At 68.2% G+C, this 22,276-nt stretch carries 17 protein-coding genes; 12 read left to right on the forward strand and 5 right to left on the reverse strand.

Annotated elements, in window-relative coordinates:
• Positions 1-103 precede the first annotated feature (103 nt).
• The 11 genes from typA to ABZ404_RS27580 all read left to right on the forward strand — a co-directional run bounded on the left by typA (position 104) and on the right by ABZ404_RS27580 (position 14,162).
• Positions 104-2,011, forward strand: a complete 1,908-nt coding sequence (gene typA, locus ABZ404_RS27530) for a translational GTPase TypA (RefSeq protein WP_358836308.1) — start codon at positions 104-106, stop codon at positions 2,009-2,011.
• Between the two features lie 454 nt (positions 2,012-2,465).
• Positions 2,466-4,085, forward strand: coding sequence for an ABC transporter substrate-binding protein (locus ABZ404_RS27535; RefSeq protein WP_358836006.1), 1,620 nt, complete (start codon positions 2,466-2,468; stop codon positions 4,083-4,085).
• Between the two features lie 146 nt (positions 4,086-4,231).
• The gene (locus tag ABZ404_RS27540; protein ID WP_358836005.1) at positions 4,232-5,158 is read left to right on the forward strand and encodes an ABC transporter permease; all 927 of its coding nucleotides are present in this window, start codon (positions 4,232-4,234) and stop codon (positions 5,156-5,158) included.
• A complete protein-coding gene (locus ABZ404_RS27545) occupies positions 5,151-6,092 on the forward strand; it encodes an ABC transporter permease (RefSeq protein ID WP_358836004.1) in 942 nt (313 codons plus the stop codon). The genes ABZ404_RS27540 and ABZ404_RS27545 overlap by 8 nt, the downstream gene beginning before the upstream one ends.
• Before the next feature lie 14 nt (positions 6,093-6,106).
• The gene (locus tag ABZ404_RS27550) at positions 6,107-7,162 is read left to right on the forward strand and encodes an ABC transporter ATP-binding protein (RefSeq protein WP_358836003.1); all 1,056 of its coding nucleotides are present in this window, start codon (positions 6,107-6,109) and stop codon (positions 7,160-7,162) included.
• The gene (locus ABZ404_RS27555; RefSeq protein ID WP_358836002.1) at positions 7,155-8,303 is read left to right on the forward strand and encodes a dipeptide ABC transporter ATP-binding protein; all 1,149 of its coding nucleotides are present in this window, start codon (positions 7,155-7,157) and stop codon (positions 8,301-8,303) included. The genes ABZ404_RS27550 and ABZ404_RS27555 overlap by 8 nt, the downstream gene beginning before the upstream one ends.
• 198 nt (positions 8,304-8,501) lie before the next feature.
• The gene (locus ABZ404_RS27560; RefSeq protein WP_358836001.1) at positions 8,502-10,127 is read left to right on the forward strand and encodes an ABC transporter substrate-binding protein; all 1,626 of its coding nucleotides are present in this window, start codon (positions 8,502-8,504) and stop codon (positions 10,125-10,127) included.
• A gap of 72 nt (positions 10,128-10,199) precedes the next feature.
• On the forward strand, positions 10,200-11,123 hold the full coding sequence (locus tag ABZ404_RS27565; RefSeq protein ID WP_358836000.1) for an ABC transporter permease: 924 nt from the start codon (positions 10,200-10,202) through the stop codon (positions 11,121-11,123).
• Entirely contained in the window at positions 11,116-12,135 is a 1,020-nt protein-coding gene (locus tag ABZ404_RS27570; protein WP_358835999.1) for an ABC transporter permease, read from the forward strand. The genes ABZ404_RS27565 and ABZ404_RS27570 overlap by 8 nt, the downstream gene beginning before the upstream one ends.
• Positions 12,136-12,148: 13 nt before the next feature.
• The gene (locus tag ABZ404_RS27575) at positions 12,149-13,123 is read left to right on the forward strand and encodes an ABC transporter ATP-binding protein (protein WP_358835998.1); all 975 of its coding nucleotides are present in this window, start codon (positions 12,149-12,151) and stop codon (positions 13,121-13,123) included.
• Positions 13,116-14,162: a dipeptide ABC transporter ATP-binding protein gene (locus ABZ404_RS27580; RefSeq protein WP_358835997.1), complete on the forward strand. Its 1,047-nt coding sequence runs from the start codon at positions 13,116-13,118 to the stop codon at positions 14,160-14,162. Before ABZ404_RS27575 ends, ABZ404_RS27580 begins: the two co-directional genes overlap by 8 nt.
• A gap of 378 nt (positions 14,163-14,540) precedes the next feature.
• Here ABZ404_RS27580 and ABZ404_RS27585 read toward each other — a convergent pair whose 3' ends face one another.
• From ABZ404_RS27585 to ABZ404_RS27605, 5 genes are all read right to left on the reverse strand, one after another.
• Positions 14,541-15,695 carry a dipeptide ABC transporter ATP-binding protein gene (locus tag ABZ404_RS27585; RefSeq protein WP_358836805.1) on the reverse strand — a complete coding sequence of 385 codons (1,155 nt, stop codon included), beginning with the start codon at positions 15,693-15,695 and terminating at the stop codon, positions 14,541-14,543.
• 26 nt (positions 15,696-15,721) lie between these two features.
• A complete protein-coding gene (locus tag ABZ404_RS27590) occupies positions 15,722-16,789 on the reverse strand; it encodes an ABC transporter ATP-binding protein (RefSeq protein ID WP_358836806.1) in 1,068 nt (355 codons plus the stop codon).
• 65 nt (positions 16,790-16,854) lie between these two features.
• Positions 16,855-17,832 carry an ABC transporter permease gene (locus tag ABZ404_RS27595; protein WP_358836807.1) on the reverse strand — a complete coding sequence of 326 codons (978 nt, stop codon included), beginning with the start codon at positions 17,830-17,832 and terminating at the stop codon, positions 16,855-16,857.
• Between the two features lie 64 nt (positions 17,833-17,896).
• The gene (locus ABZ404_RS27600; protein WP_358836808.1) at positions 17,897-19,678 is read right to left on the reverse strand and encodes an ABC transporter substrate-binding protein; all 1,782 of its coding nucleotides are present in this window, start codon (positions 19,676-19,678) and stop codon (positions 17,897-17,899) included.
• Positions 19,679-19,707: 29 nt separating this feature from the next.
• Positions 19,708-20,736 (reverse strand): ABC transporter permease, encoded by a 1,029-nt coding sequence (locus tag ABZ404_RS27605; RefSeq protein ID WP_358836809.1) that lies wholly within the window; start codon positions 20,734-20,736, stop codon positions 19,708-19,710.
• A gap of 444 nt (positions 20,737-21,180) precedes the next feature.
• On the opposite strand from ABZ404_RS27605, the gene ABZ404_RS27610 reads away from it, so the two are divergent.
• Positions 21,181-22,257: a hypothetical protein gene (locus ABZ404_RS27610; protein WP_358991005.1), complete on the forward strand. Its 1,077-nt coding sequence runs from the start codon at positions 21,181-21,183 to the stop codon at positions 22,255-22,257.
• Positions 22,258-22,276: the final 19 nt, after the last annotated feature.

The raw sequence follows: 22,276 nt of genomic DNA on the forward strand, positions 1-22,276 counted from the left end.
GCCCCGTACCATAGGACTAGCCGTGGCGTGTTCGCGCCCGGCGGGCGGACGAGGCTTCGACCGTCAGACGCCTGATTCCCGATCGAGAGAAGCGCCAGCCAGCATGCCCACGCGCCACGACATCCGCAATGTCGCCATCGTCGCCCACGTCGACCACGGCAAGACGACCATCGTCGACGCCATGCTCAAGCAGGCCGGCTCCTTCGCCGCGCACGCCGCCGAGTCCCTCGACGACCGCATGATGGATTCGAACGACCTGGAGCGTGAGAAGGGCATCACGATCCTCGCCAAGAACACGGCGGTGAAGTACCACCCCAAGGACGGCGGGGCCCCCATCACGATCAACATCATCGACACCCCCGGCCACGCCGACTTCGGTGGTGAGGTCGAGCGCGGTCTGTCGATGGTGGACGCGGTCGTGCTGCTGGTGGACGCCTCCGAGGGCCCCCTCCCGCAGACGCGCTTCGTGCTGCGCAAGGCGCTCCAGCAGCGGCTGCCCGTCATCCTCTGCATCAACAAGACGGACCGCCCCGACTCCCGGATCGACGAGGTCGTCAACGAGACGTACGACCTGTTCCTGGACCTGGACGCGGACGAGGACCAGATCGAGTTCCCGATCGTCTACGCCTGCGGCCGCGACGGCATCGCCTCGCTGACCAAGCCGGAGGACGGTACGGTCCCGGCCGACTCCACCAGCCTGGAGCCGTTCTTCTCCACCATCCTGGAGCACGTCCCGGCCCCGACGTACGAGGAGGACGCGCCGCTCCAGGCCCACGTCACCAACCTCGACGCCGACAACTTCCTCGGCCGTATCGCGCTGCTCCGCGTCGAGCAGGGCGAGCTGCGCAAGGGCCAGACCGTGGCCTGGATCAAGCGCGACGGCTCGATCTCCAACGTCCGCATCACCGAGCTGATGATGACCGAGGCGCTCACCCGCAAGCCCGCCGAGGTGGCGGGCCCGGGCGACATCTGCGCGGTCGCCGGTATCCCGGACATCATGATCGGTGAGACCCTCGCCGACCCCGAGAACCCGGTCGCGCTCCCGCTGATCACGGTGGACGAGCCCGCGATCTCCATGGTCATCGGCACCAACACCTCGCCGCTGGTCGGCCGCGGCGGCACCGGCAAGGGCGCCTCCGCCAAGGCGGCCGTCAAGGACCGCAAGGTCACCGCGCGCCAGGTGAAGGACCGTTTGGACCGCGAGCTGATCGGTAACGTCTCGCTGCGCGTGCTCGACACCGAGCGCCCCGACGCCTGGGAGGTGCAGGGCCGCGGTGAGCTGGCGCTGGCCATCCTGGTCGAGCAGATGCGCCGTGAGGGCTTCGAGCTGACCATCGGCAAGCCGCAGGTCGTCACCAAGCTCGTCGACGGCAAGGTGCACGAGCCGGTCGAGCGCCTCACGGTGGACGTGCCCGAGGAGCACATGGGCGCCGTCACGCAGCTCATGGGCGTCCGCAAGGGCCGGATGGACAACATGTCCAACCACGGCTCGGGCTGGGTCCGCATGGAGTTCGTCGTCCCGTCCCGCGGCCTGATCGGCTTCCGTACCGAGTTCCTCACCGGTACGCGCGGCACCGGCATCGCGCACTCCATCCACGAGGGCCACGAGCCGTGGTTCGGCCCCCTGACGACCCGTAACAACGGTTCGCTGGTCGCCGACCGCGCGGGCGCCGTCACCGCCTTCGCGATGACCAACCTCCAGGAGCGCGGTGTGCTCTTCACCGACCCGGGCACCGAGGTGTACGAGGGCATGATCGTCGGCGAGAACTCGCGCGCCGACGACATGGACGTCAACATCACCAAGGAGAAGAAGCTCACCAACATGCGCTCCTCCTCCGCCGACTCCTTCGAGGCGATCGTCCCGCCGCGCAAGCTCTCCCTGGAGCAGTCCCTGGAGTTCTGCCGCGACGACGAGTGCGTCGAGGTGACCCCGGAGGCCGTCCGTATCCGGAAGGTCGTCCTGGACCAGAAGGAGCGCGGCCGCACGGCCTCGCGCGCCAAGCACGGCTGAGCCCCGCCCTGCAGGGCCGGCGGCCCGGCTCCCCGCGATCTTCGCGGGGAGCCGGGCCGCTGCCGTACGGTGGGGTCCGCGGCGGCCGCGCACCCTGCCCTCCGCGCCTCGCGCGGTCAAGTCGTTTTCCCCTACATGCTGTTCGGATATCGAGCGTCGCTCTCCGGAAGATGTGTTAACGGTCCGTTTCGGGCGTGTCTGTCTGTGCTCTGTTTGTCCGGATTTCGGACTGTTGGCCTGACCTGATGTTGTCAAAACGAGACCCTTTAAGTGTGGTTTACAGCCCGGCCGTACTTAATAGTTGGCTCCACTGAGCTCGGGTCAATGGGTCACGCACTGTGGGGAGTGCCGACTCACGAGCACACTCGGGGCGTTTGATCGATCGCCGTCAGGGGTGTCGGCGATCTTTTTATGCCCCTCTTGTTGTGACAAGTGGACTCATGAGGAGGAACCCATGCGTGGTGCCAAGAGCGCCAAGTGGGTCGCGGGTGCGGCGATCGTTGCCCTGGCTGCGACCGCCTGTGGTGGCGGCGACGGTGACAGCAAGGGCAAGGGGGGTTCGGACGGCGTCATCTCCATGGAGATCGGCGAGCCGCAGAACCTGCTCGTGCCCTCGAACACCTACGAGACCGAGGGTGGCGAGGTCGTCAAGGCCGTCTTCACCGGTCTCACCAAGCTGAACGAGAAGAACGAGGTCGTCAACGACCTCGCGCAGTCGATCGAGACCAAGGACTCCAAGGTCTGGACGATCAAGCTGAAGCCCGGCTACACCTTCCACAACGGTGAGGCCGTCACGGCGAAGTCCTTCGTCGACGCCTGGAACTACGGCGCCAACCAGGACAACGCGCAGCAGACCAACCCGCTCTTCTCGCACATCGCCGGCTTCAAGGACCTGAACCCCGGCAAGGGCAAGAAGGTCGCCACCAAGGAGATGTCGGGCCTCAAGGCCGTCGACGACAACACCCTCCAGGTGACCCTGGAGACGCCGTTCTCCGCCTTCACCTCGCAGCTCTCCTTCTCGGCGTTCATGCCGCTCCCGAAGGTGTTCTTCGACAACCCGAAGGCCTTCGGCGAGGCGCCGATCGGCAACGGCCCGTACAAGATGTCGGGCAAGTTCCAGCACAACGACAAGATCTCCGTCGTCAAGTACGACAAGTACCCGGAGGCCTCGAAGTACGAGGTCAAGGGGATCAACTTCAAGATCTACTCGAACTCCGACACGTCCTACAAGGACCTGGTCGCGGGCAACCTGGACATCGACGACTCGATCCCGACGTCCGGCCTGGCCACGTACAAGAAGGACCTCGGCGAGCGCGCGATCGACGAGTCGGACTCCGGCGTCGGCTACATCGGCTTCCCGCTGAAGTACAACGAGGCCTTCAAGAACAAGGACCTCCGCAAGGCGATCTCGATGGCGATCGACCGGAAGGCGATCGCCGACAAGATCTTCCTCGGCTCCCGCATGCCGGCCGACGACTTCATCAGCCCGATCATCACCGGCTACCGCCAGGGCGCCTGTGGTGACGCGTGCAAGCTGGACGCGGCGAAGGCCAAGGAGCTCTACAAGACGAGCGGCGGCCTGCCGAACAACACGCTGGAGATCGGCTACAACGCCGACGGCGACCACAAGGGCTGGATCGAGGCGGTCGCCAACCAGATCCAGCAGAACCTCGGCATCAAGGTCACCGCGAAGCCGTTCGAGCAGTTCCAGACCATCCTGAACGACCTGGACGCCAAGAAGTACAGCGGCGGGTTCCGTATGGGCTGGAACATGGACTACCCGAACGCGGAGAACTACCTGCGGCCGATCTTCTCCAAGGACGCCATCGAGAACGGCTCGAACTACGCGGGCTACACGAACGAGAACTTCGAGAAGCTTCTCGTCCAGGGCGACCAGGGCAAGACCCCGGAGGAGGCTGTCAAGGGGTACCAGGCGGCCGACGACATCCTGCTCGACGAGATGCCGTACATCCCGGTGTACTTCTACAAGCTCAACGCTGGCTACAGCTCGAAGATCAAGAGCATGAAGATCGCCGGTGGCGACGTCCTCTGGGACACCGTCAAGCTCAGCTGAGCGATCCAGCCCGTGAACCAACGGGCTGAGGGTGGGCAGGGGGAGTCCATTGGAGGTCTCTCCCTGCCCACCCTGTCTGCCGTCCAGCCGTCCGCACTGCCACCCCTCACCGGCACCGGGCGAGTCAGCACCCCTCTGGAGAACCGATGGGCCGATTCGTCGTGCGCCGTATCCTGCAGGCGATCCCTGTACTGATAGGCGTTACGTTCCTCATCTTCTACCTGGTCTTCGCACTCAAGGGCGACCCGATCCAGGCCCTGGCGGGCGAGAAGCGCGCCGACCCCAACATCGCGGCCATGCTGCGCGAGCAGTACCACCTGAACGACCCGAAGATCGTGCAGTACTGGCACTACATCAGTGGTGTCTTCACCGGTGACCTCGGTACGACGTACACCGGACGCTCGATCTCGGAGATCGTCAGCGAGCGCTTCCCGATCACCCTCAAGCTGGCGCTCACGGCGTTCGGCATCGAGGCGGTCATCGGCATCGTCGCGGGTATCTTCGCGGCGCTGAAGAAGGGCAAGTTCCTCGACAACCTGGTCCTCATCAGCACGCTGCTGCTGATCTCGATCCCGGTGTTCGTCCTCGGCAACGTTCTCCAGCTGGAGTTCGGCGTCAAGTGGAAGATCACGCCGGTCGCCGGAGTCGACGACGGCTGGCCCACCAGCTACGTCCTGCCCGCCTTCGTGCTGGCCTCGACCTCCATGGCGTACATCGCGCGACTCACCCGCGCGAGCATGATGGAGTCGATCCGCGCGGACTACGTGCGCACCGCGATCGCCAAGGGCCTGCCCCGGCGCCGGGTGATCGGCATCCACACGCTGCGCAACTCGCTCATCCCGGTCGTCACCTTCCTGGGCATGGACCTGGGTGCGCTGATGGGCGGCGCGATCATCACGGAGCGGGTCTTCAACCTGCCCGGTATCGGCGGACAGCTGGCCCAGTCCGTCTATCTGCGCGAGCGTCCCGTGGTGGTCGGCATCGTCACCCTGCTCGTCCTGATCTACCTGGTGGCCAATCTCGTCGTAGACCTTCTCTACGCCGTGCTCGACCCGAGGATTCGCTATGAGTGAGAAGACCATGGAGAAGGCCGCCCAGGCCGACGCGACGGTGAGCGACAAGGCGGCCGAGGCCGAGGAGAAGGCGGCGGCCCGCCAGGCGAGCCTGCTGCGCGACGGCTGGATGGACCTGCGCAAGCGGCCCATGTTCCTCATCTCCGGCTTCGTCATCGTGATCCTGCTGGCGCTGGCGATCGCCCCCGGGCTCTTCACCTCGCGCAGCCCCTTCAGCGACGGCTTCTGCCAGCTGCAGAACTCGATGGAGCCGCCCAGCTCCGGTCACCTCTTCGGCTATGACCTCCAGGGCTGCGACATCTACACGCGTACGGTCTTCGGCACCCGGAACTCGATCATCGTCGGTGTGGCCACCACGCTGATGACGACGTTCTTCGGCGCGCTGCTCGGCATGATCGCGGGTCTGCGCGGCGGCTGGATCGACGCGATCCTCTCGCGGGTCACCGAGGTCTTCTTCGCGCTGCCGCTCATCGTCGGCGCGCTGCTGATCATGTCGATCATCGGCGGCGGCGACCCCTGGTCGGTGTCGTTCATCCTCGCGGTGCTCGGCTGGCCGCAGGTGTACCGGATCATGCGCGGCGAGGTCATCGCCAACAAGCACAACGACTACGTGATGGCGGCGAAGGCGCTGGGCGCGGACACCAAGCGGATCGCGTTCCGGCACATCCTGCCGAACACGCTCGCGCCGGTCATCGTCGTCACGACGATGAACCTAGGTGTCTACATCTCGGCGGAGTCGGCGCTCTCCTACCTCGGCATCGGCATCCAGCACCCCAACATCTCCTGGGGTCTGATGATCAGTGACGTGCAGGACCGGTTCCTGACCTCCCCGCACGCCCTGCTCTTCCCCGCCGCCGTGCTCAGCATCACCGTGCTGGCGTTCATCATGCTCGGCGACGTGGTCCGCGACGCCTTCGACCCGAAGATGCGCTAGGGAGGGCGTACTCCATGACCATCATTGAGAAAACGGCGGGTGTACCCGCCCCGCGTTCCGAGGGCGACTCCGCGCCGCTCCTCGAAGTGCGCGACCTGCACGTCGAGTTCCACACCCGGGACGGCATCGCCAAGGCCGTCAACGGTGTCAACTACACCGTCGCGGCCGGCGAGACCCTCGCCGTCCTCGGCGAGTCCGGCTCCGGCAAGTCCGTGACCGCGCAGGCGATCATGGGCATCCTGGACATGCCCCCGGGCCGCATCCCGCAGGGCGAGATCCTGTTCCGCGGCAAGGACATGCTGAAGATGTCCGGCGAGGAGCGGCGGAAGATCCGCGGCCAGAAGATCGCGATGATCTTCCAGGACGCGCTCTCCTCCCTCAACCCGGTGCTCACCGTCGGCTACCAGCTTGGCGAGATGTTCCGGGTCCACCAGGGCGCCTCCCGCAAGGTGGCCAAGGCCAAGGCCATCGAGCTGATGGACAAGGTCAAGATCCCCGCCGCCAAGGCGCGGGTCAACGACTACCCCCACCAGTTCTCCGGCGGTATGCGCCAGCGCATCATGATCGCGATGGCGCTCGCCCTGGAGCCCGACCTGATCATCGCGGACGAGCCGACCACCGCGCTCGACGTGACGGTCCAGGCGCAGGTCATGGACCTGCTCGCGGAGCTCCAGCGCGAATACCACATGGGTCTGATCCTGATCACCCACGACCTCGGCGTGGTCGCCGACGTCGCGGACAAGATCGCCGTGATGTACGCGGGCCGGATCGTGGAGACCGCACCGGTGCACGAGCTCTACAAGCGCCCGGCGCACCCGTACACCCGGGGTCTGCTCGACTCGATCCCGCGCCTGGACCAGAAGGGCCAGGAGCTCTACGCGATCAAGGGCCTGCCGCCCAACCTGCTCAAGGTCCCCTCGGGCTGCGCCTTCAACCCGCGCTGCCCCAAGGCCCAGGACATCTGCCGTACGGACGCCCCGCCACTGCACCAGGTCACCGAGGCCGACGGCACGGTCCTGACCGGCCGCGGCAGCGCCTGCCACTTCTGGAAGGAGACGATCCATGGCTGAGCCGGCCAAGAAGGACGAGGCCGTGGACGCGACTCCCAGCGTCACCGACGTCGTGAAGAAGGACGCCTCGACGACGACCGAGGTCGAGGCGCTCCTCGACGCCAAGGTCGACCGCGGCGAGCCGATCCTCCAGGTGCGCAACCTGGTCAAGCACTTCCCGCTGACCCAGGGCATCCTCTTCAAGAAGCAGATCGGCGCGGTCAAGGCCGTGGACGGGGTCTCCTTCGACCTCTACCAGGGCGAGACGCTCGGCATCGTCGGCGAGTCCGGCTGTGGCAAGTCCACCGTCGCCAAGCTGCTGATGACGCTGGAGCGGGCGACCGCCGGCGAGGTCTTCTACAAGGGCCAGGACATCACCAAGCTGTCCGGGCGCGCGCTGAAGGCCGTCCGCCGCAACATCCAGATGGTGTTCCAGGACCCGTACACGTCCCTGAACCCGCGGATGACGGTCGGCGACATCATCGGGGAGCCCTTCGAGATCCACCCCGAGGTGGCTCCCAAGGGCGACCGGCGCCGCCGGGTCCAGGAGCTCCTGGACGTCGTGGGCCTCAACCCCGAGTACATCAACCGCTACCCGCACCAGTTCTCGGGCGGTCAGCGCCAGCGCATCGGCATCGCCCGCGGCCTCGCGCTCAACCCCGAGATCATCATCTGCGACGAGCCGGTCTCCGCGCTCGACGTGTCGGTCCAGGCACAGGTCATCAACCTGATGGCGAAGCTGCAGGACGAGTTCAACCTCTCCTACCTCTTCATCGCGCACGACCTGTCGATCGTCCGGCACATCTCGGACCGCGTCGGTGTCATGTACCTCGGCAAGCTCGCCGAGATCGGCTCCGACGAGGAGATCTACGAGCACCCGACGCACCCGTACACCCAGGCGCTGCTCTCCGCGGTGCCGGTGCCGGACCCGGACGCCCGTGAGCACCGCGAGCGGATCATCCTCACCGGTGACGTGCCGTCGCCGGCCAACCCGCCGTCGGGCTGCCGCTTCCGCACCCGCTGCTGGAAGGCCGAGGAGCGCTGCGCCACCGAGGTGCCGCTGCTCGCCGTGCCCGAGCGCTTCCTGGGTCAGGACACCCCGGCCGCGCACGAGTCGGCGTGCCACTTCGCCGAGGAGAAGGACGTGGTGGGCGCGGCCTGACCGCACCACCCCCGCGCCACACGGAAGGGGCGCCCGGAACCACACGGTCCCGGGCGCCCCTTCGGCGTGGGCCCCGCGCCCCCGTCGTTCCCCCACCCGTTGATTCCTCCGCCCATTCGGGTGCGGCAGACATGCGTCTCGTCCTCTTCTGGGGTGATATTTGGGCCTAAGTCATACTTGGGACTCTAGGAGGACTCCATGCGCGGAGCCACGCACGCCAAGTGGGCCGCCTGTGCGGCGGTCGTCGCTCTCGCGGCGACGGGCTGCGGGGGCGGGGACAGCGGTGGCGGCGGCGCCTCCGGCATCGTGAGCTCGTCCTGGGGCGATCCGCAGAACCCCCTGGAGCCCGCCAACACCAACGAGGTGCAGGGCGGCAAGGTCCTCGACATGCTCTTCCGGGGCCTCAAGCGGTACGACCCGAAGACCGGCGAGGCCAAGGACATGCTCGCCGAGAAGATCGAGACCACCGACTCGACCACCTTCAACGTCACCGTCAAGGACGGCTGGACGTTCTCCAACGGCGAGAAGGTCACCGCGAAGTCCTTCGTGGACGCCTGGAACTACGGCGCCAATCTGAAGAACAACCAGAAGAACGCGTACTTCTTCGGATACATCGAGGGCTACGACAAGACCCACCCCGACAAGGGCGACCCCAGCGCCGAGAGCCTGTCCGGGCTGAAGGTCACCGGTGAGCGCACCTTCACCGTCAGGCTCAACCAGAAGTTCTCCACCTGGCCCGACACCCTCGGCTACGCCGCCTTCGCCCCGCTGCCCAGGGCCTTCTTCGACAACCACGCCGCGTGGCTGTCCAAGCCGGTCGGCAACGGCCCCTACACGGTGAACTCCTACACCAAGGGCTCGAAGCTGGAGATGCGCAAGTGGGACGGCTACCCGGGGACGGACAAGGCGCAGAACGGCGGTGTCGACCTCAAGGTCTACACCGACAACAACACCGCCTACACCGACCTGACCGCCGGCAACCTCGACCTCGTCGACGACGTGCCCGCCTCCCAGCTCAAGAACGTCAAGGCGGACCTCGGGGACCGGTACATCAACACCCCGGCCGGCATCATCCAGACGCTCGCCTTCCCCTACTACGACGACGCCTGGAACACCCCGGGCGCGGCCAAGGTCCGCAAGGGCCTGTCGATGGCGATCAACCGCGCCCAGATCACCGACACCATCTTCCAGAAGACCCGCACCCCGGCCACCGACTGGACCTCGCCCGTGCTCGGCGCGGACGGCGGCTACAAGGCGGGCCTCTGCGGTGACGCGTGCACGTACGACCCGGCCGCCGCCAAGAAGCTCATCGAGGAGGGCGGCGGGATCCCCGGCGGCCAAGTGAAGATCTCGTACAACGCGGACACCGGCTCGCACAAGGAGTGGATCGACGCCATCTGCAACAGCGTCAACAACGCACTCGGCAACGACCGGGCCTGCGTGGGCAACCCGGTCGGCACCTTCGCCGACTTCCGCAACCAGATCACCCAGAGCAAGATGTCGGGGCCGTTCCGGGCCGGCTGGCAGATGGACTACCCGCTGATCCAGAACTTCCTCCAGCCGCTGTACTACACCAACGCCTCCTCCAACGACGGCAAGTGGACCAACGCCGAGTTCGACAAGCTGGTGAACCAGGCGAACGCCGAGACGGACAAGGCCAAGGCGATCGACCTCTTCCAGAAGGCCGAGGGCGTGCTCCGCGACGAGATGGGCGCCATCCCGCTCTGGTACCAGAACGGCAGCGCCGGTTACTCCTCCCGCATCTCCCACGTCGCCCTGAACCCCTTCAGCGTCCCCGTCTACAACGAGATCAAGGTCAGCTGACGCCGGCGGCGGTACGGCCCGGCGCGCGCCCCGCGCCGGGCCCGGCCCCTTCCCCGACTCTCGGAGCGGTTCATGGGACGGTATGTGATCCGGCGTCTGCTGCAGATGATCCCGGTCTTCTTCGGCGCCACACTGCTGATCTTCCTCATGGTCAACGTGATGGGCGACCCCATCGCGGGGCTCTGCGGCGACAAGGCGTGCGACCCGTCGACCGCGACCCGGCTCAAGCGGGAGTTCGGCCTCGACAAGCCGGTCTGGCAGCAATACACGACGTACATGGGGAACGTGTTCACCGGTGACTTCGGGACCGCGTTCAACGGCCAGAAGGTCACCGAGCTGATGTCGACCGCCTTCCCCGTCACCATCCGGCTCACGATCATCGCGATCCTCTTCGAGATCGTCATCGGCATCACCCTCGGCGTCATCACCGGTCTGCGGCGCGGCCGGCCGGTCGACACCGCGGTGCTGATCCTGACCCTGGTGGTCATCGCGATCCCCACCTTCGTCACCGGTCTGGTGCTCCAGCTGCTGCTCGGCGTCGAATGGGGGTGGATCAAGCCCTCGGTCTCCCCGGAGGCCCCCTTCGACGAGCTGCTGCTGCCGGGCCTCGTCCTCGCCTCGGTCTCGCTCGCGTACGTCACCCGGCTCACCCGGACCTCGATCGCGGAGAACTCGCGCGCCGACTACGTCCGCACCGCCGTCGCCAAGGGCCTGCCCCGGCGCCGGGTGATCACCCGGCATCTGCTGCGCAACTCGCTGATCCCGGTGGTCACCTTCATCGGTACGGACGTGGGCGCCCTGATGGGCGGGGCGATCGTGACCGAGCGGATCTTCAACATCCACGGCGTCGGCTACCAGCTCTACCAGGGCATCCTGCGCCAGAGCACCCAGACCGTCGTCGGGTTCGTGACCGTTCTGGTGCTGGTGTTCCTGGTGGCGAATCTCGTCGTCGACCTCCTCTACGCCGTACTCGACCCGAGGATCCGCTATGCCTGAGCCCGACTTCGACGAACGTTCGGTCGCCGCGACCGGTGCGGGCGGTGTCGACGAGGGAGCCATCGCCCCCACCGGCACCAGCGGCGCGATGGACCTCGCGATCAGCGAGGGCGCGACCCTGGAGAAGCGGGCCTCCGGCGGTCCGGAGGGCACCGGCCCGACGGGCAGGCCCCGCAGTCTGTGGGGCGACGCCTGGCGGGACCTGCGGCGCAACCCCGTCTTCCTCATCTCCGGCCTGATCATCCTCTTCCTGGCCGTCATCTCGCTGTGGCCGTCCCTGATCGCCTCCGGCAACCCCCTCACCTGCGACCTCTCCAAGGCCCAGCTGGGCTCCCGGCCCGGCCACCCCTTCGGCTACGACGGCCAGGGCTGCGACGTCTACACCCGGACCGTCTACGGCGCCCGCACCTCGGTCACCGTCGGCGTCTGCACCACCCTCGGGGTCGCGCTCTTCGGCTCGGTCCTGGGCGGGCTCGCCGGGTTCTTCGGCGGCGGCTGGGACGCGCTGCTCTCCCGGATCACCGACATCTTCTTCGGCATCCCCGTGGTGCTCGGCGGTCTGGTCTTCCTCTCCGTGGTCACCTCGACGACCGTCTGGCCGGTGATCGGCTTCATGATCCTGCTGGGCTGGCCGCAGATCGCCCGTATCGCGCGCGGCTCGGTGATCACCGCCAAACAGAACGACTACGTCCAGGCGGCCCGCGCGCTCGGCGCCTCGAACTCCCGGATGCTGCTGCGGCACATCGCGCCCAACGCGGTGGCCCCGGTGATCGTCGTGGCGACCATCGCGCTCGGTACGTACATCTCCCTGGAGGCCACGCTCTCCTACCTCGGCGTCGGGCTGAAGCCACCGTCCGTCTCCTGGGGCATCGACATCTCGGCCGCCTCCCAGTACATCCGCAACGCCCCGCACATGCTGCTGTGGCCGGCCGGGGCGCTGGCGATCACGGTGCTGGCGTTCATCATGCTCGGCGACGCGGTGCGCGACGCCCTCGACCCCAAGCTGCGCTGAGGAGTTGGACACCATGCTGCTCGAAGTGCGCGACCTGCGGGTCGAGTTCAGGACGCGGGACGGCGTCGCCAGGGCCGTCAACGGGGTGACGTACTCGGTCGCGGCCGGCGAGACGCTGGCCGTGCTCGGCGAGTCCGGCTCGGGCAAGTCGGTGACCGCGCAGGCGGTGATGGGCATCCTGGACATGCCGCCGGGCCGGATCACCGGCGGCGAGATCGTCTTCCAGGGCCGGGACCTGCTCACCCTCAAGGAGGACCAGCGGCGCGGGATCCGCGGGTCCGGGATGGCGATGATCTTCCAGGACGCGCTGTCCTCGCTCAATCCGGTGCTGAGCGTGGGGGCGCAGCTCGCCGAGATGTTCACCGTGCACCGGGGGATGTCCCGGACGGACGCCAGGGCCAGGGCCGTCGAGCTGATGGACCGGGTGCGCATCCCGGCCGCCAAGGAGCGGGTCAACCAGTACCCGCACCAGTTCTCCGGCGGTATGCGCCAGCGCATCATGATCGCCATGGCGATGGCGCTGGAGCCCGCGCTGATCATCGCGGACGAGCCGACCACCGCGCTCGACGTGACCGTCCAGGCCCAGGTCATGGACCTGCTCGCGGAGCTCCAGCGCGAGATGAACATGGGGCTGATCCTCATCACCCACGACCTCGGGGTGGTCGCGGACGTCGCGGACCGCATCGCGGTGATGTACGCGGGCCGGATCGTCGAGGAGGCCCCGGTCCACGAGATCTACAAGGCACCGGCGCACCCGTACACCAAGGGCCTGCTCCGGTCGATCCCGCGCCTGGACCAGAAGGGGCGCGAGCTGTACGCGATCCGGGGCCTGCCGCCGAACCTGATGCACATCCCGCCCGGCTGCGCCTTCCATCCGCGCTGCCCGATGGCGCGGGACGTGTGCCGCACCGACGTCCCCCCGCTGGCGGTCGTCTCCGAGAGCCGCAGGAGCGCGTGCCACTTCTGGAAGGAGTGCCTGGATGACTGAGGCGATTCTGGAAGTACGCGACCTGGTCAAGCACTACCCGCTGACCCGGGGCATCCTCTTCAAGAAGCAGATCGGCGCGGTGCGGGCGGTCGACGGGGTCTCCTTCGACCTCGCGGCCGGCGAGACGCTGGGCATCGTCGGGGAGTCGGGGTGCGGCAAGTCGACGGTCGCCAGGATGCTGGTGAACCTGGAGCGGCCGACGGCGGGGCAGATCAAGTACAAGGGCACGGACATCACGAAGATGTCCGGCAAGGCGCTGCGGGCGGTCCGCCGCAACATCCAGATGGTGTTCCAGGACCCGTACACGTCCCTGAACCCCCGGATGACGGTCGGGGACATCATCGGGGAGCCGTACGAGATCCACCCCGAGGTGGCGCCCAAGGGCGACCGGCGCCGCAAGGTGCAGGACCTGCTGGACGTGGTGGGGCTCAACCCCGAGTACATCAACCGGTACCCGCACCAGTTCAGCGGCGGCCAGCGCCAGCGCATCGGGATCGCGCGGGGGCTCGCGCTGCGGCCCGAGGTCATCGTGGCGGACGAGCCGGTCTCCGCGCTCGACGTGTCGGTGCAGGCGCAGGTGGTCAATCTGCTGGAGCGCCTTCAGGACGAGTTCTCGCTGTCGTACGTGTTCATCGCGCACGACCTGTCGATCGTGCGGCACATCTCCGACCGGGTCGGGGTGATGTACCTCGGCCGGATCGTGGAGACCGGGCGGGACGAGGAGATCTACGACCATCCGACGCATCCGTACACGCAGGCGCTGCTGTCGGCGGTGCCGGTGCCGGATCCGTCCGCGCGGGAGCACCGCGAGCGGATCATCCTCACCGGGGATGTGCCGTCCCCGGCGAACATCCCCTCCGGGTGCCGGTTCCGTACGCGGTGCTGGAAGGCGCGGGAGCGGTGCGCGCTGGAGGTGCCGGAACTGGCGGTCCCGGCGGTGTTCCGCCTCGCGACGGGCCCGGCCCACCACCCGTCGGCGTGCCACTTCGCGGAGGAGAAGCAGGTGGTGCCGCCGGAGGCGGCCTCCCCGGGCACGTGACAGACCCCTCGCGCAGTTCCCCGCGCCCCTTTCGGGCCCGGTCTTTGTCTGCGGCGGTGTGGTGGGTTGCTCGCGCAGTTCCCCGCGCCCCTCAGGGGCGCGGGCGAGGGCGGAGCCGAGCCTTTCAGGGGCGCGGGGAACTGCGCGACCGGCCACCCACGGTCCGCGGATGACAGGGGGGTTAGGGGCGCGGGGAACTGCGCGCGCAGCCCCCACCGGCCCGCAGACGAACGGGGCATTTGGGGGCGCGGGGAACTGCGCGAGCGACCCACCACCGGGCCGCGGGTGAAGCGAGGGGTGGTGCGGGGCCCGCGCCCGGTTGAGGCGGGGTGTACGGACGCGGGCCCGGTTCCGACGGGGAGGCATCGGCCGCTCGGGTCAAGGGGCCGTGTCCGCCGCCTCCTCGATCGCGGCGAGCGCGGGATCGAGCACCACATCCGCCCCCCGCGCCGCGACCGTCGGCTCCTCGGGGAAGTGGCACGCGGTCAGATGCCCCTCCCGGTTCCCCTCAAGACGCACCAGCGGCGGCGTCTCGGTGGCGCACCGCTCCGCCGCCTTCCAGCACCGCGTACGGAACCGGCACCCCGACGGCGGGTCGATCGGCGACGGCACGTCACCGGCGAGCCGGATCCGCTCGCGCCCCTCGCCCTCGTCGTCCACCACCGCCTCCGGAACGGCCGACAGCAGCGCGTGCGTATAGGGGTGGCGGGGCCGGTGGTAGATGGAGTCCCGGTCGCCGATCTCCACGATGCGGCCCAGGTACATCACCGCCACCCGTTGCGAGAAGTGCCGCACGATCGCCAGGTCGTGGGCGACGAACAGGAACGCGATCCCCATCTCCCGCTGGAGGTTCTGGAGCAGGTTGACCACCTGCGCCTGGATCGACACGTCGAGCGCGGAGACCGGCTCGTCCGCCACGATCAGCCGCGGCCTGAGCCCCAGCGCCCGCGCCACCCCGATGCGCTGGCGCTGCCCGCCGGAGAACTCGTGCGGGAAGCGGTTGTAGTGCTCGGGGTTGAGCCCGACGATCTCCAGGAGCTCGCGCACCCGTTTCTCCCGGCCGCCCGGCGGACTGACGCCGTTGACCGCCATCGGGTTGGAGATGATGTCGCCCACGGTCTGGCGCGGGTTGAGCGACGCGAACGGGTCCTGGAAGATCATCTGGATCTCGGACCGGATCGGCGCCAGCTCCTTGCGCGAGGCGTGGCTGATGTCGCGTCCGTCGTACGTGATGGTGCCGCGGGTCGGTTCGAGGAGGCGGGTGATCAGCCGCCCGGTGGTCGACTTGCCGCACCCCGACTCGCCGACCAGGCCCAGGCTCTCGCCCTGCCTGATGGTGAAGTCGACGCCGTCCACCGCCCGTACGTCCCCGACATGGCGCCTGAGGACGAGACCGCTGGTGATCGGGAAGTACTTGACGAGCCCGGCCACCTCGAGGAGCGGCGCGGACGGCTCCGGGCCCTGGCCGCCGCCCTGCTCGCCGCCCTCGTCGCGGGGCCCCGGCACCTTGGTGAGGCTCAGCTGTTCGCTCATGATGGGTTCTCGACTCCTGCTCGGGGTCAGCGCAGCCGCGGCCGGATCTGCTCGGCGAAGAGGGTGGTTTTCTGGTCGGGCGTCAGATGGCAGGCCGACCCGTGCGGCTCGCCCTCCTCGATCACCGGGCGCACCGAGCCGCACGCCCCGCCCGGCACCCGGTCGGGGAAGGCGCACCGCGGATGGAAGGGGCACCCCGGCGGCGGCGCGAGCAGGCTCGGCGGGGTGCCGGGGATCGGCACCAGAGGCAGGTCGACGGGTGAGTCGAGCCGGGGGATCGAGCCGAGCAGCCCCCAGGTGTAGGGGTGGCGCGGGGTGCGCATGATCTCCCGTACCGTGCCGCGCTCCACACAGCGCCCCGCGTACATCACCATCACCCGGTCCGCGGTCTTCGCCACCACGCCCAGGTCGTGCGTGATGATGACGATCGCCGACCCGGTCTCCTGCTGGAGGTCCTTGAGCAGGTCGAGGATCTGCGCCTGGACGGTGACGTCGAGCGCGGTGGTCGGCTCGTCCGCGATGATCAGCTCGGGATCGCAGACCAGCGCCATCGCGATCATCGCGCGCTGGCGCATCCCGCCGGAGAACTGGTGCGGATAGTCGTCGACCCGCAGCCTCGGCTGCGGGATGCCGACCTTGCCGAGCATCTGCACGGCCCGCTCCCTGGCCTCCTTGCGGGAGGCGCCCATGTGCTTCATGTACGGCTCGGCGATCTGGCGGCCCACGGTGTAGTACGGCGAGAGCGCGGCGAGGGAGTCCTGGAAGATCATCGCCATCTTCTTGCCGCGCAGCTGCGAGAGCCGGCGCTCCGAGGCACCGGTCAGCTCCTGCCCGTCGAGCAGGATCTCGCCCCGGATCGTGGTGTTGCGAGGGTTGTGCAGCCCGAGGACGGCGAGGTTGGTGACCGACTTTCCCGAGCCGGACTCGCCGACGATGCCCAGGGTCGAGCCGCGCTCCAGGTCGAAGGAGAGCCCGTCGACGGCCTTGACGACACCGTCCTCGGTGGCGAAGTGGACGTACAGGTCACGGACCGAGAGGAAGCCGCGGGACGCGTCGGCGGACGGCCTCGCCCCGGGCTTGCTGAGGGTGCTCACGGACGGTTTCTCCTCCGCAGGTGCCTGGGTCCCGGGGTTCCGGGACCGTGAGGGTCGACGTGCTCTCAGGAGAGCCGGATCCGCGGGTCGATGAAGGCGTATGCCATGTCGACGACGATGTTGCAGAGGACGATGATCGTGGCGCCGATGAGCATCACCGCCATCTCCAGCGGCAGGTCGCTGCGGAGCACGGCCTGCACCGAGAGCGAGCCGAGGCCGTGGAGGCCGAAGGTGACCTCGGTGATGATCGCGCCACCGAGCACCGCGCTGAGGTCGACACCGAAGATGGTGACGACGGTGGCCATCGCGCCGCGCAGCGCGTACCGCAGGAAGACGTAGCGCGAGCTCATGCCCTTGGCGCGGGCCGCGCGGATGTGGTCCTCCGACATCTGCTCGACCATCAGCGAGCGTGTCTGCCGGCTGTAGTTGGACCAGAAGATCACCGAGAGGATCAGACAGGGCAGCAGCAGCCCCGACACCGAGTCGGCCGGGTCGCTGGTCCAGTGCGGGTCGTGGCCGCGGTCGAGCAGGTGCATCTTGGTGGAGAGCAGCAGGATGGCGATGGGGCCGATGAAGTAGATCTGCACGGACTGGCCGAGCAGGGAGGCCGCGCTGGCGATCCGGTCGAAGAGCCGGCCCTGCTGCCAGGCGGAGACCAGGCCGAGGCCGACGCCGACGGTCAGGAAGATCGCGGCGCCGCCGACGCCCAGCGAGAGCGTCGTGGGATAGCGGTCGGAGATGGTGCTCCACACCAGCTGCTGGTCGGCGAAGGAGTAGCCGAAGCAGGGCGCGGGGCAGTGGCCGACGGGCATGTCGCGCCCGGCGAAGATGCCGGTCATGAAGTGCCAGTACTGCACCCAGATCGGCCGGTCGAGCCCGAGGTTCTTGCGGATCAGGGCGACGTTCTGCGGGTCGCAGTTCTTGCCGCAGGACAGCAGCGCCGGGTCGGAGGGCAGGAAGAAGAACAGGAAGTACGTGATGGCGCTGATCAGCAGCAGGATGACCGCGGCGCCGAGCAGTCGTCGCACGAGGAAACGGAGCATCGGACTCTTCCGTCTGTATGCGGTCCCCGGCCCGTGAGGCGGGCCGGGGACCGGGCCGCCACTGCTACTGCTTCACGAAGATGGTGCTCGGGTTGATGGTGCCGTAGACCTGGTTGTAGGTGACGCCGCCGAGGCCGTCGCCGTGCAGGTTGAAGTACTTGTCGTAGATGAACGGGATCTGCGACGTGTCGGTCCGGAGCACGTACTCGGAGAGCTTGCGCCACTCGTCGTTCTGCTTGTTGATGTCGGTGAGCGCCATGATCCGGTCGATCTCGGAGTTCACCTTGGGGTCGTTCAGGAACGCGTAGTTGTTGGTGCCGTCCTGGAGGTTGCGGCCGTCCATGGTCGGCGGGACCACGGTGGAGGCGCTCGGCCAGTCGGCGCCCCAGCCGGTGCGGTAGATGTCGTACGGCGTGTTCACCTTGCCGACCACCGTGTAGTACGAGGTCGGGTCGATGGCCTTGCGCTCCACCTGGAAGCCGGCCTTCTCCAGCGCCTTGGCGAGGGTGAGGGAGACGTTCTGCCAGCGCGGGGTGTTGGCGTAGGCGTAGGAGAGCTTGACCGGGGTGGTGACCCCGGCCTCCTTCAGGAGCTGCTTGGCCTTCTCCGGGTCGCCCATGGGCTTGTCGAGCTTGCCGAACGGGTCGAACTTCTGCCAGCCGGCCACCGTCGGGCTGATCAGCGTGGTGCCGAGCTCACCCTGCGCGCCGCCGCCGAAGGCCTGCTGGATCTGCTGCATCGGGAAGGCGTACATGATCGCCTGGCGGACCTTGGGGTTGGTGATCCGCTTGGTGTTGATGTTGATGACCTCGACGTACGGCTGGTACTCGTTGACGATCCGCGACTTGTACTGCGCGTCCGTCGTCAGCGTCTGCATCTTCGACGGGTCGGCGGAGCCGGACATGTTCACGGCGTACTTGTCGGGCCCGGACTGTGCGGCCATCCGGTTGGTCAGACCCGGCTCGGCTATCCCGAGCTGGAACTCCCACTTGTCGGGGTAGGCGTTGCGGATCGGGTCGCTCTTGGGGTCCCAGTTGGTGTTGCGCACGAAGGAGAGGGACTTGCCGGGCTTGTAGTCCGCGATCCGGTACGGCCCCGAGGCGACCGGGTGGTTGTTGTACTTCTGCCTGTCGTCCTTGGCCTTGGGCACCGGCGAGACGTTCGGCATGGACATCGCGTACGGGGCGTCGGCGTGCGGCTCCTTGAAGTGGAAGACGATGGTCTTGTCGTCCGGGGTCGCCAGGGCCGTGTCGGGCAGCTCCTTGCCCTCGTACGGGCCCTTGTAGGCCTTGCGGTAGTCGGTGCCCAGCATCCACTTCTGGACGTACTGCGGGCCCTGCGTCTGGTAGTCTGCGAAGAGCCGCTCGATGCCGTACTTGACGTCCTTGGACGTGATGGGCGTGCCGTCCTCGAACTTCAGGTTGTCCTTGAGGGTGTACGTCCAGGTCTTGGCGCCGTCCGACGAGGTGCCGGTGTCGGTGGCGAGGTCGCCCACCAGAATCGTTTTGCCGGTCTTGGCGTCGATCTTGTAGCCGGTCAGCGTGCGGTTGTAGAGCAGTTGGAGCGAGAGCATGTCGCTCACGTACTGCTGGCCGGGGTCGAGGTAGTCGAAGCCCGCCTGGTCCAGGTCGTAGGCCGTGCCCCCCGGTTTGGCGCCCGCGACGGGCGCCGCGGGACCGGTGGAGTCGGCCTTGGTGCCCAGGCCGAAGTTCTGCACCGACGCCTTCTTCTCGTCGCCCGCGGGTTTCTTCCCGTCGTCGGCCCCGCCGCTGCTGCACGCAGCGGACAGTGTCAGAGCACCCACCGCCAGAAACGCGGAGGCGTAGCGCGCCTTGCGAATTCTCATTGATTCCTGCCTGTCAGGATGTGGACGGTTCAGCGGACGGTCTTGGGGTCGAGTGCGTCCCGGACCGAATCCCCGAGCAGATTGAAGGCGACGACGAAGATCAGCATCGCGATGCCGGGGAAGAACATGAAGGTGACGTCGGACTCGAAGTACGAGGCGCCCGACTGGAAAAGCAGTCCCCAGTCGGGGGTCGGCGGCTGAATGCCGACGCCCAGAAAGGAAAGTCCCGCCTCCGCCGTGACATTGGCCGGAAGGAGGAGTGTGGACTGGACGAGGACCGTCGACCAGATGTTCGGCAAGATCTCTTTTCGAATGATCCGCCAGTTCGACGCGCCGCTGAGCCGGGCCGCCTCGATGAACTCGCGCTCGCGCAGCGAGAGCACCTGGGCGCGCACCAGCCGGCCCACCACCATCCACCCGAGCAGGAACTGCACCAGGATCAGTGCCACGATCCGCACATAGGTGGGCTCCTCGTCGCGCGGGGAGACGAAGAGCGCGACGATCACCGGGGTGAAGGCGATGAAGAACAACTGCTGCGGGAACGACAGCATCAGGTCCGAGAACCGGCCCAGGAAGTAGTCGACCTTGCCGTGCAGATAGCCCTGGACCAGGCCGATCAGCACGCCGGTGGCCACCGAGACCACGGTGACGGCCAGCGAGATGAACAGCGAGGTCCGGATCCCGTAGATCAGCAGCGTGAACACGTCGCGGCCCAGGTTCGGCTCGACGCCGAACCAGAAGTCCGCGTCGATCCCGCCGTTGGGCTTGAGCGGAATGCCGTAGCTGTTCAGCAGTCCGCGGTCCTGCCCGTAGAGCTGATAGGGATCCTTTCCGTACAGCTTCGCGATCAAGGGTGCCGCGAAGGCGATGAGAATGAACGCGAGCACCGTGACGGCACAGGCGATACCCACCCGGTCGCGTTTGAACCGCGCCCATGCGAGGCGGCCGGGAGAGCGTCCCATGAGTTCGGTCGCGTTGAGTCCCGTGCCCGTGCCCGGTTCCCCGCCGGAAGGAAGGGGATCGGTTGGTTCAGTGGCGGCCTGGGTTGAACTCGTCATCGCGCATAGCCCCCGCACCGAGAGAGTCGAACGGCGCCCCAAGGCGTCATTGATTGACCGGAACATTCATGGGCCCGGCCTTGTGCGTCAAGAGGTTGGCGCATGCTGGTGTGCGATCACGGGAGAACTTGGCACAAGATTTCGCACATCGAGGCGACGGCGTGCTTGACAGAGCGGCGGGGCGGGCGACATGGCTCCATAAATGCCCATCAATTTCGTTAACAAGCAGGCAACTTGACTGAAGCAACACCGATATACGAACGCGCCACGCTGAACACCGTACGGCCGTGCGGGTGCCGTAAGCCTGCCGGGGCGGTCGGACCGCCCCGGCAGGCCGCCCGCTCAACGTCCTTGCCACGCACCCCTCTTGTCCATCCGCGCACCGCGGGTGGAGGATTCGCCCAGCAGGTGCTCGCACGCCAACCGGGGGGACGGCCAAGGGGCATGACGCAGCCACAGACACTCACGGCCGGAGCCCGGCTGACCGGTTCCGTCCTGTGCGCCCTGCTCGCACTGATCACGGCCGCCTGGCTGGCCCGCGACATCCACGCCGCCAGAAGCCTGCCGGACCTGTGGCGGTTCTGGTCCGGCACGTCCCGGGGCGGCAGCCGCACCCCGCTGACCACCGGCATCCTCGACCCCGTCCTGCTGCTGGTGTACGCGGTGGCGGCCGCGGTCGTCCCGCGCGCGCCCTCGGCCGCCGCCGTGCTGAGCTGCGTCGGGGCCGTCACCGCGCTGCTGCGGGTCTCCTCGCTGTGGGTGCTCCACCACGACGACTGGACGGACTCCACCGCCCTGCACGATCTGCACCGCCGGGCCCTGCTCAGCACCTTCGCGGCGCTGGCCGGCGGACTGGCGCTGGTGATCACGGCAGCCGCCGGACGCCGCTCCGGTCCCGCGCCGGGCCCGGGACCGCGCGGCAGGCCGGGCCCGGGGGCGGCCACCACCGCGCTGCTGGTGCTGGGCGCGGCCGGACTGGTGATGGTCGCCTGGGAGATCTACTGGGCCGTGCAACTGCCCGGCGAGGAGTACCGGTCGCGGTTCGCCGGGGCGCGTCTGCCGCTGCTGTGGCTGCCCGGCGGCTGGGTGGCCGTCGTCCTCGCGGTGATCGCGCTGGCGGCCGCGGCAGGCGGCCCGTCCCGGGCCCCGTACGTACGTCCCCTGGGGCTGATCACCGCCGCGGTCCTCGTCGCCGCGGGCGCCTCCGGGGTGGCGCTGGCCGCCCGGTTCGAGCTGCTCGACCGCTTCGGGGACCTGGACACCGCGCCCCAGTTGCAGATCGTGACGTGGTTCTTCCAGCTGGTGGCCGGGCTCCTGCTGGTGCCGGTGCTCGCCCGGCGCGGGCCCGAGGACCCGGCGGGCACGCCCGGGGCGCCGTGGGCGCCGGGTTATCCGCCGTACTCGCCCTACTCGCCGCAGTCGCCCCAGGGCCCGCACGACGCCCACGGCGGCGGCTTCGGCCCGCCGCCGCCGGGCTTCGGGCCGCCCCCGCCGCCCTCCTCGCCGCCGCCGGGCTGGTGAGGGCGCGGGGCGGCGGGGA

Source organism: Streptomyces sp. NPDC005878 (assembly GCF_040629815.1).
Classification (GTDB): Bacteria; Actinomycetota; Actinomycetes; order Streptomycetales; family Streptomycetaceae; genus Streptomyces.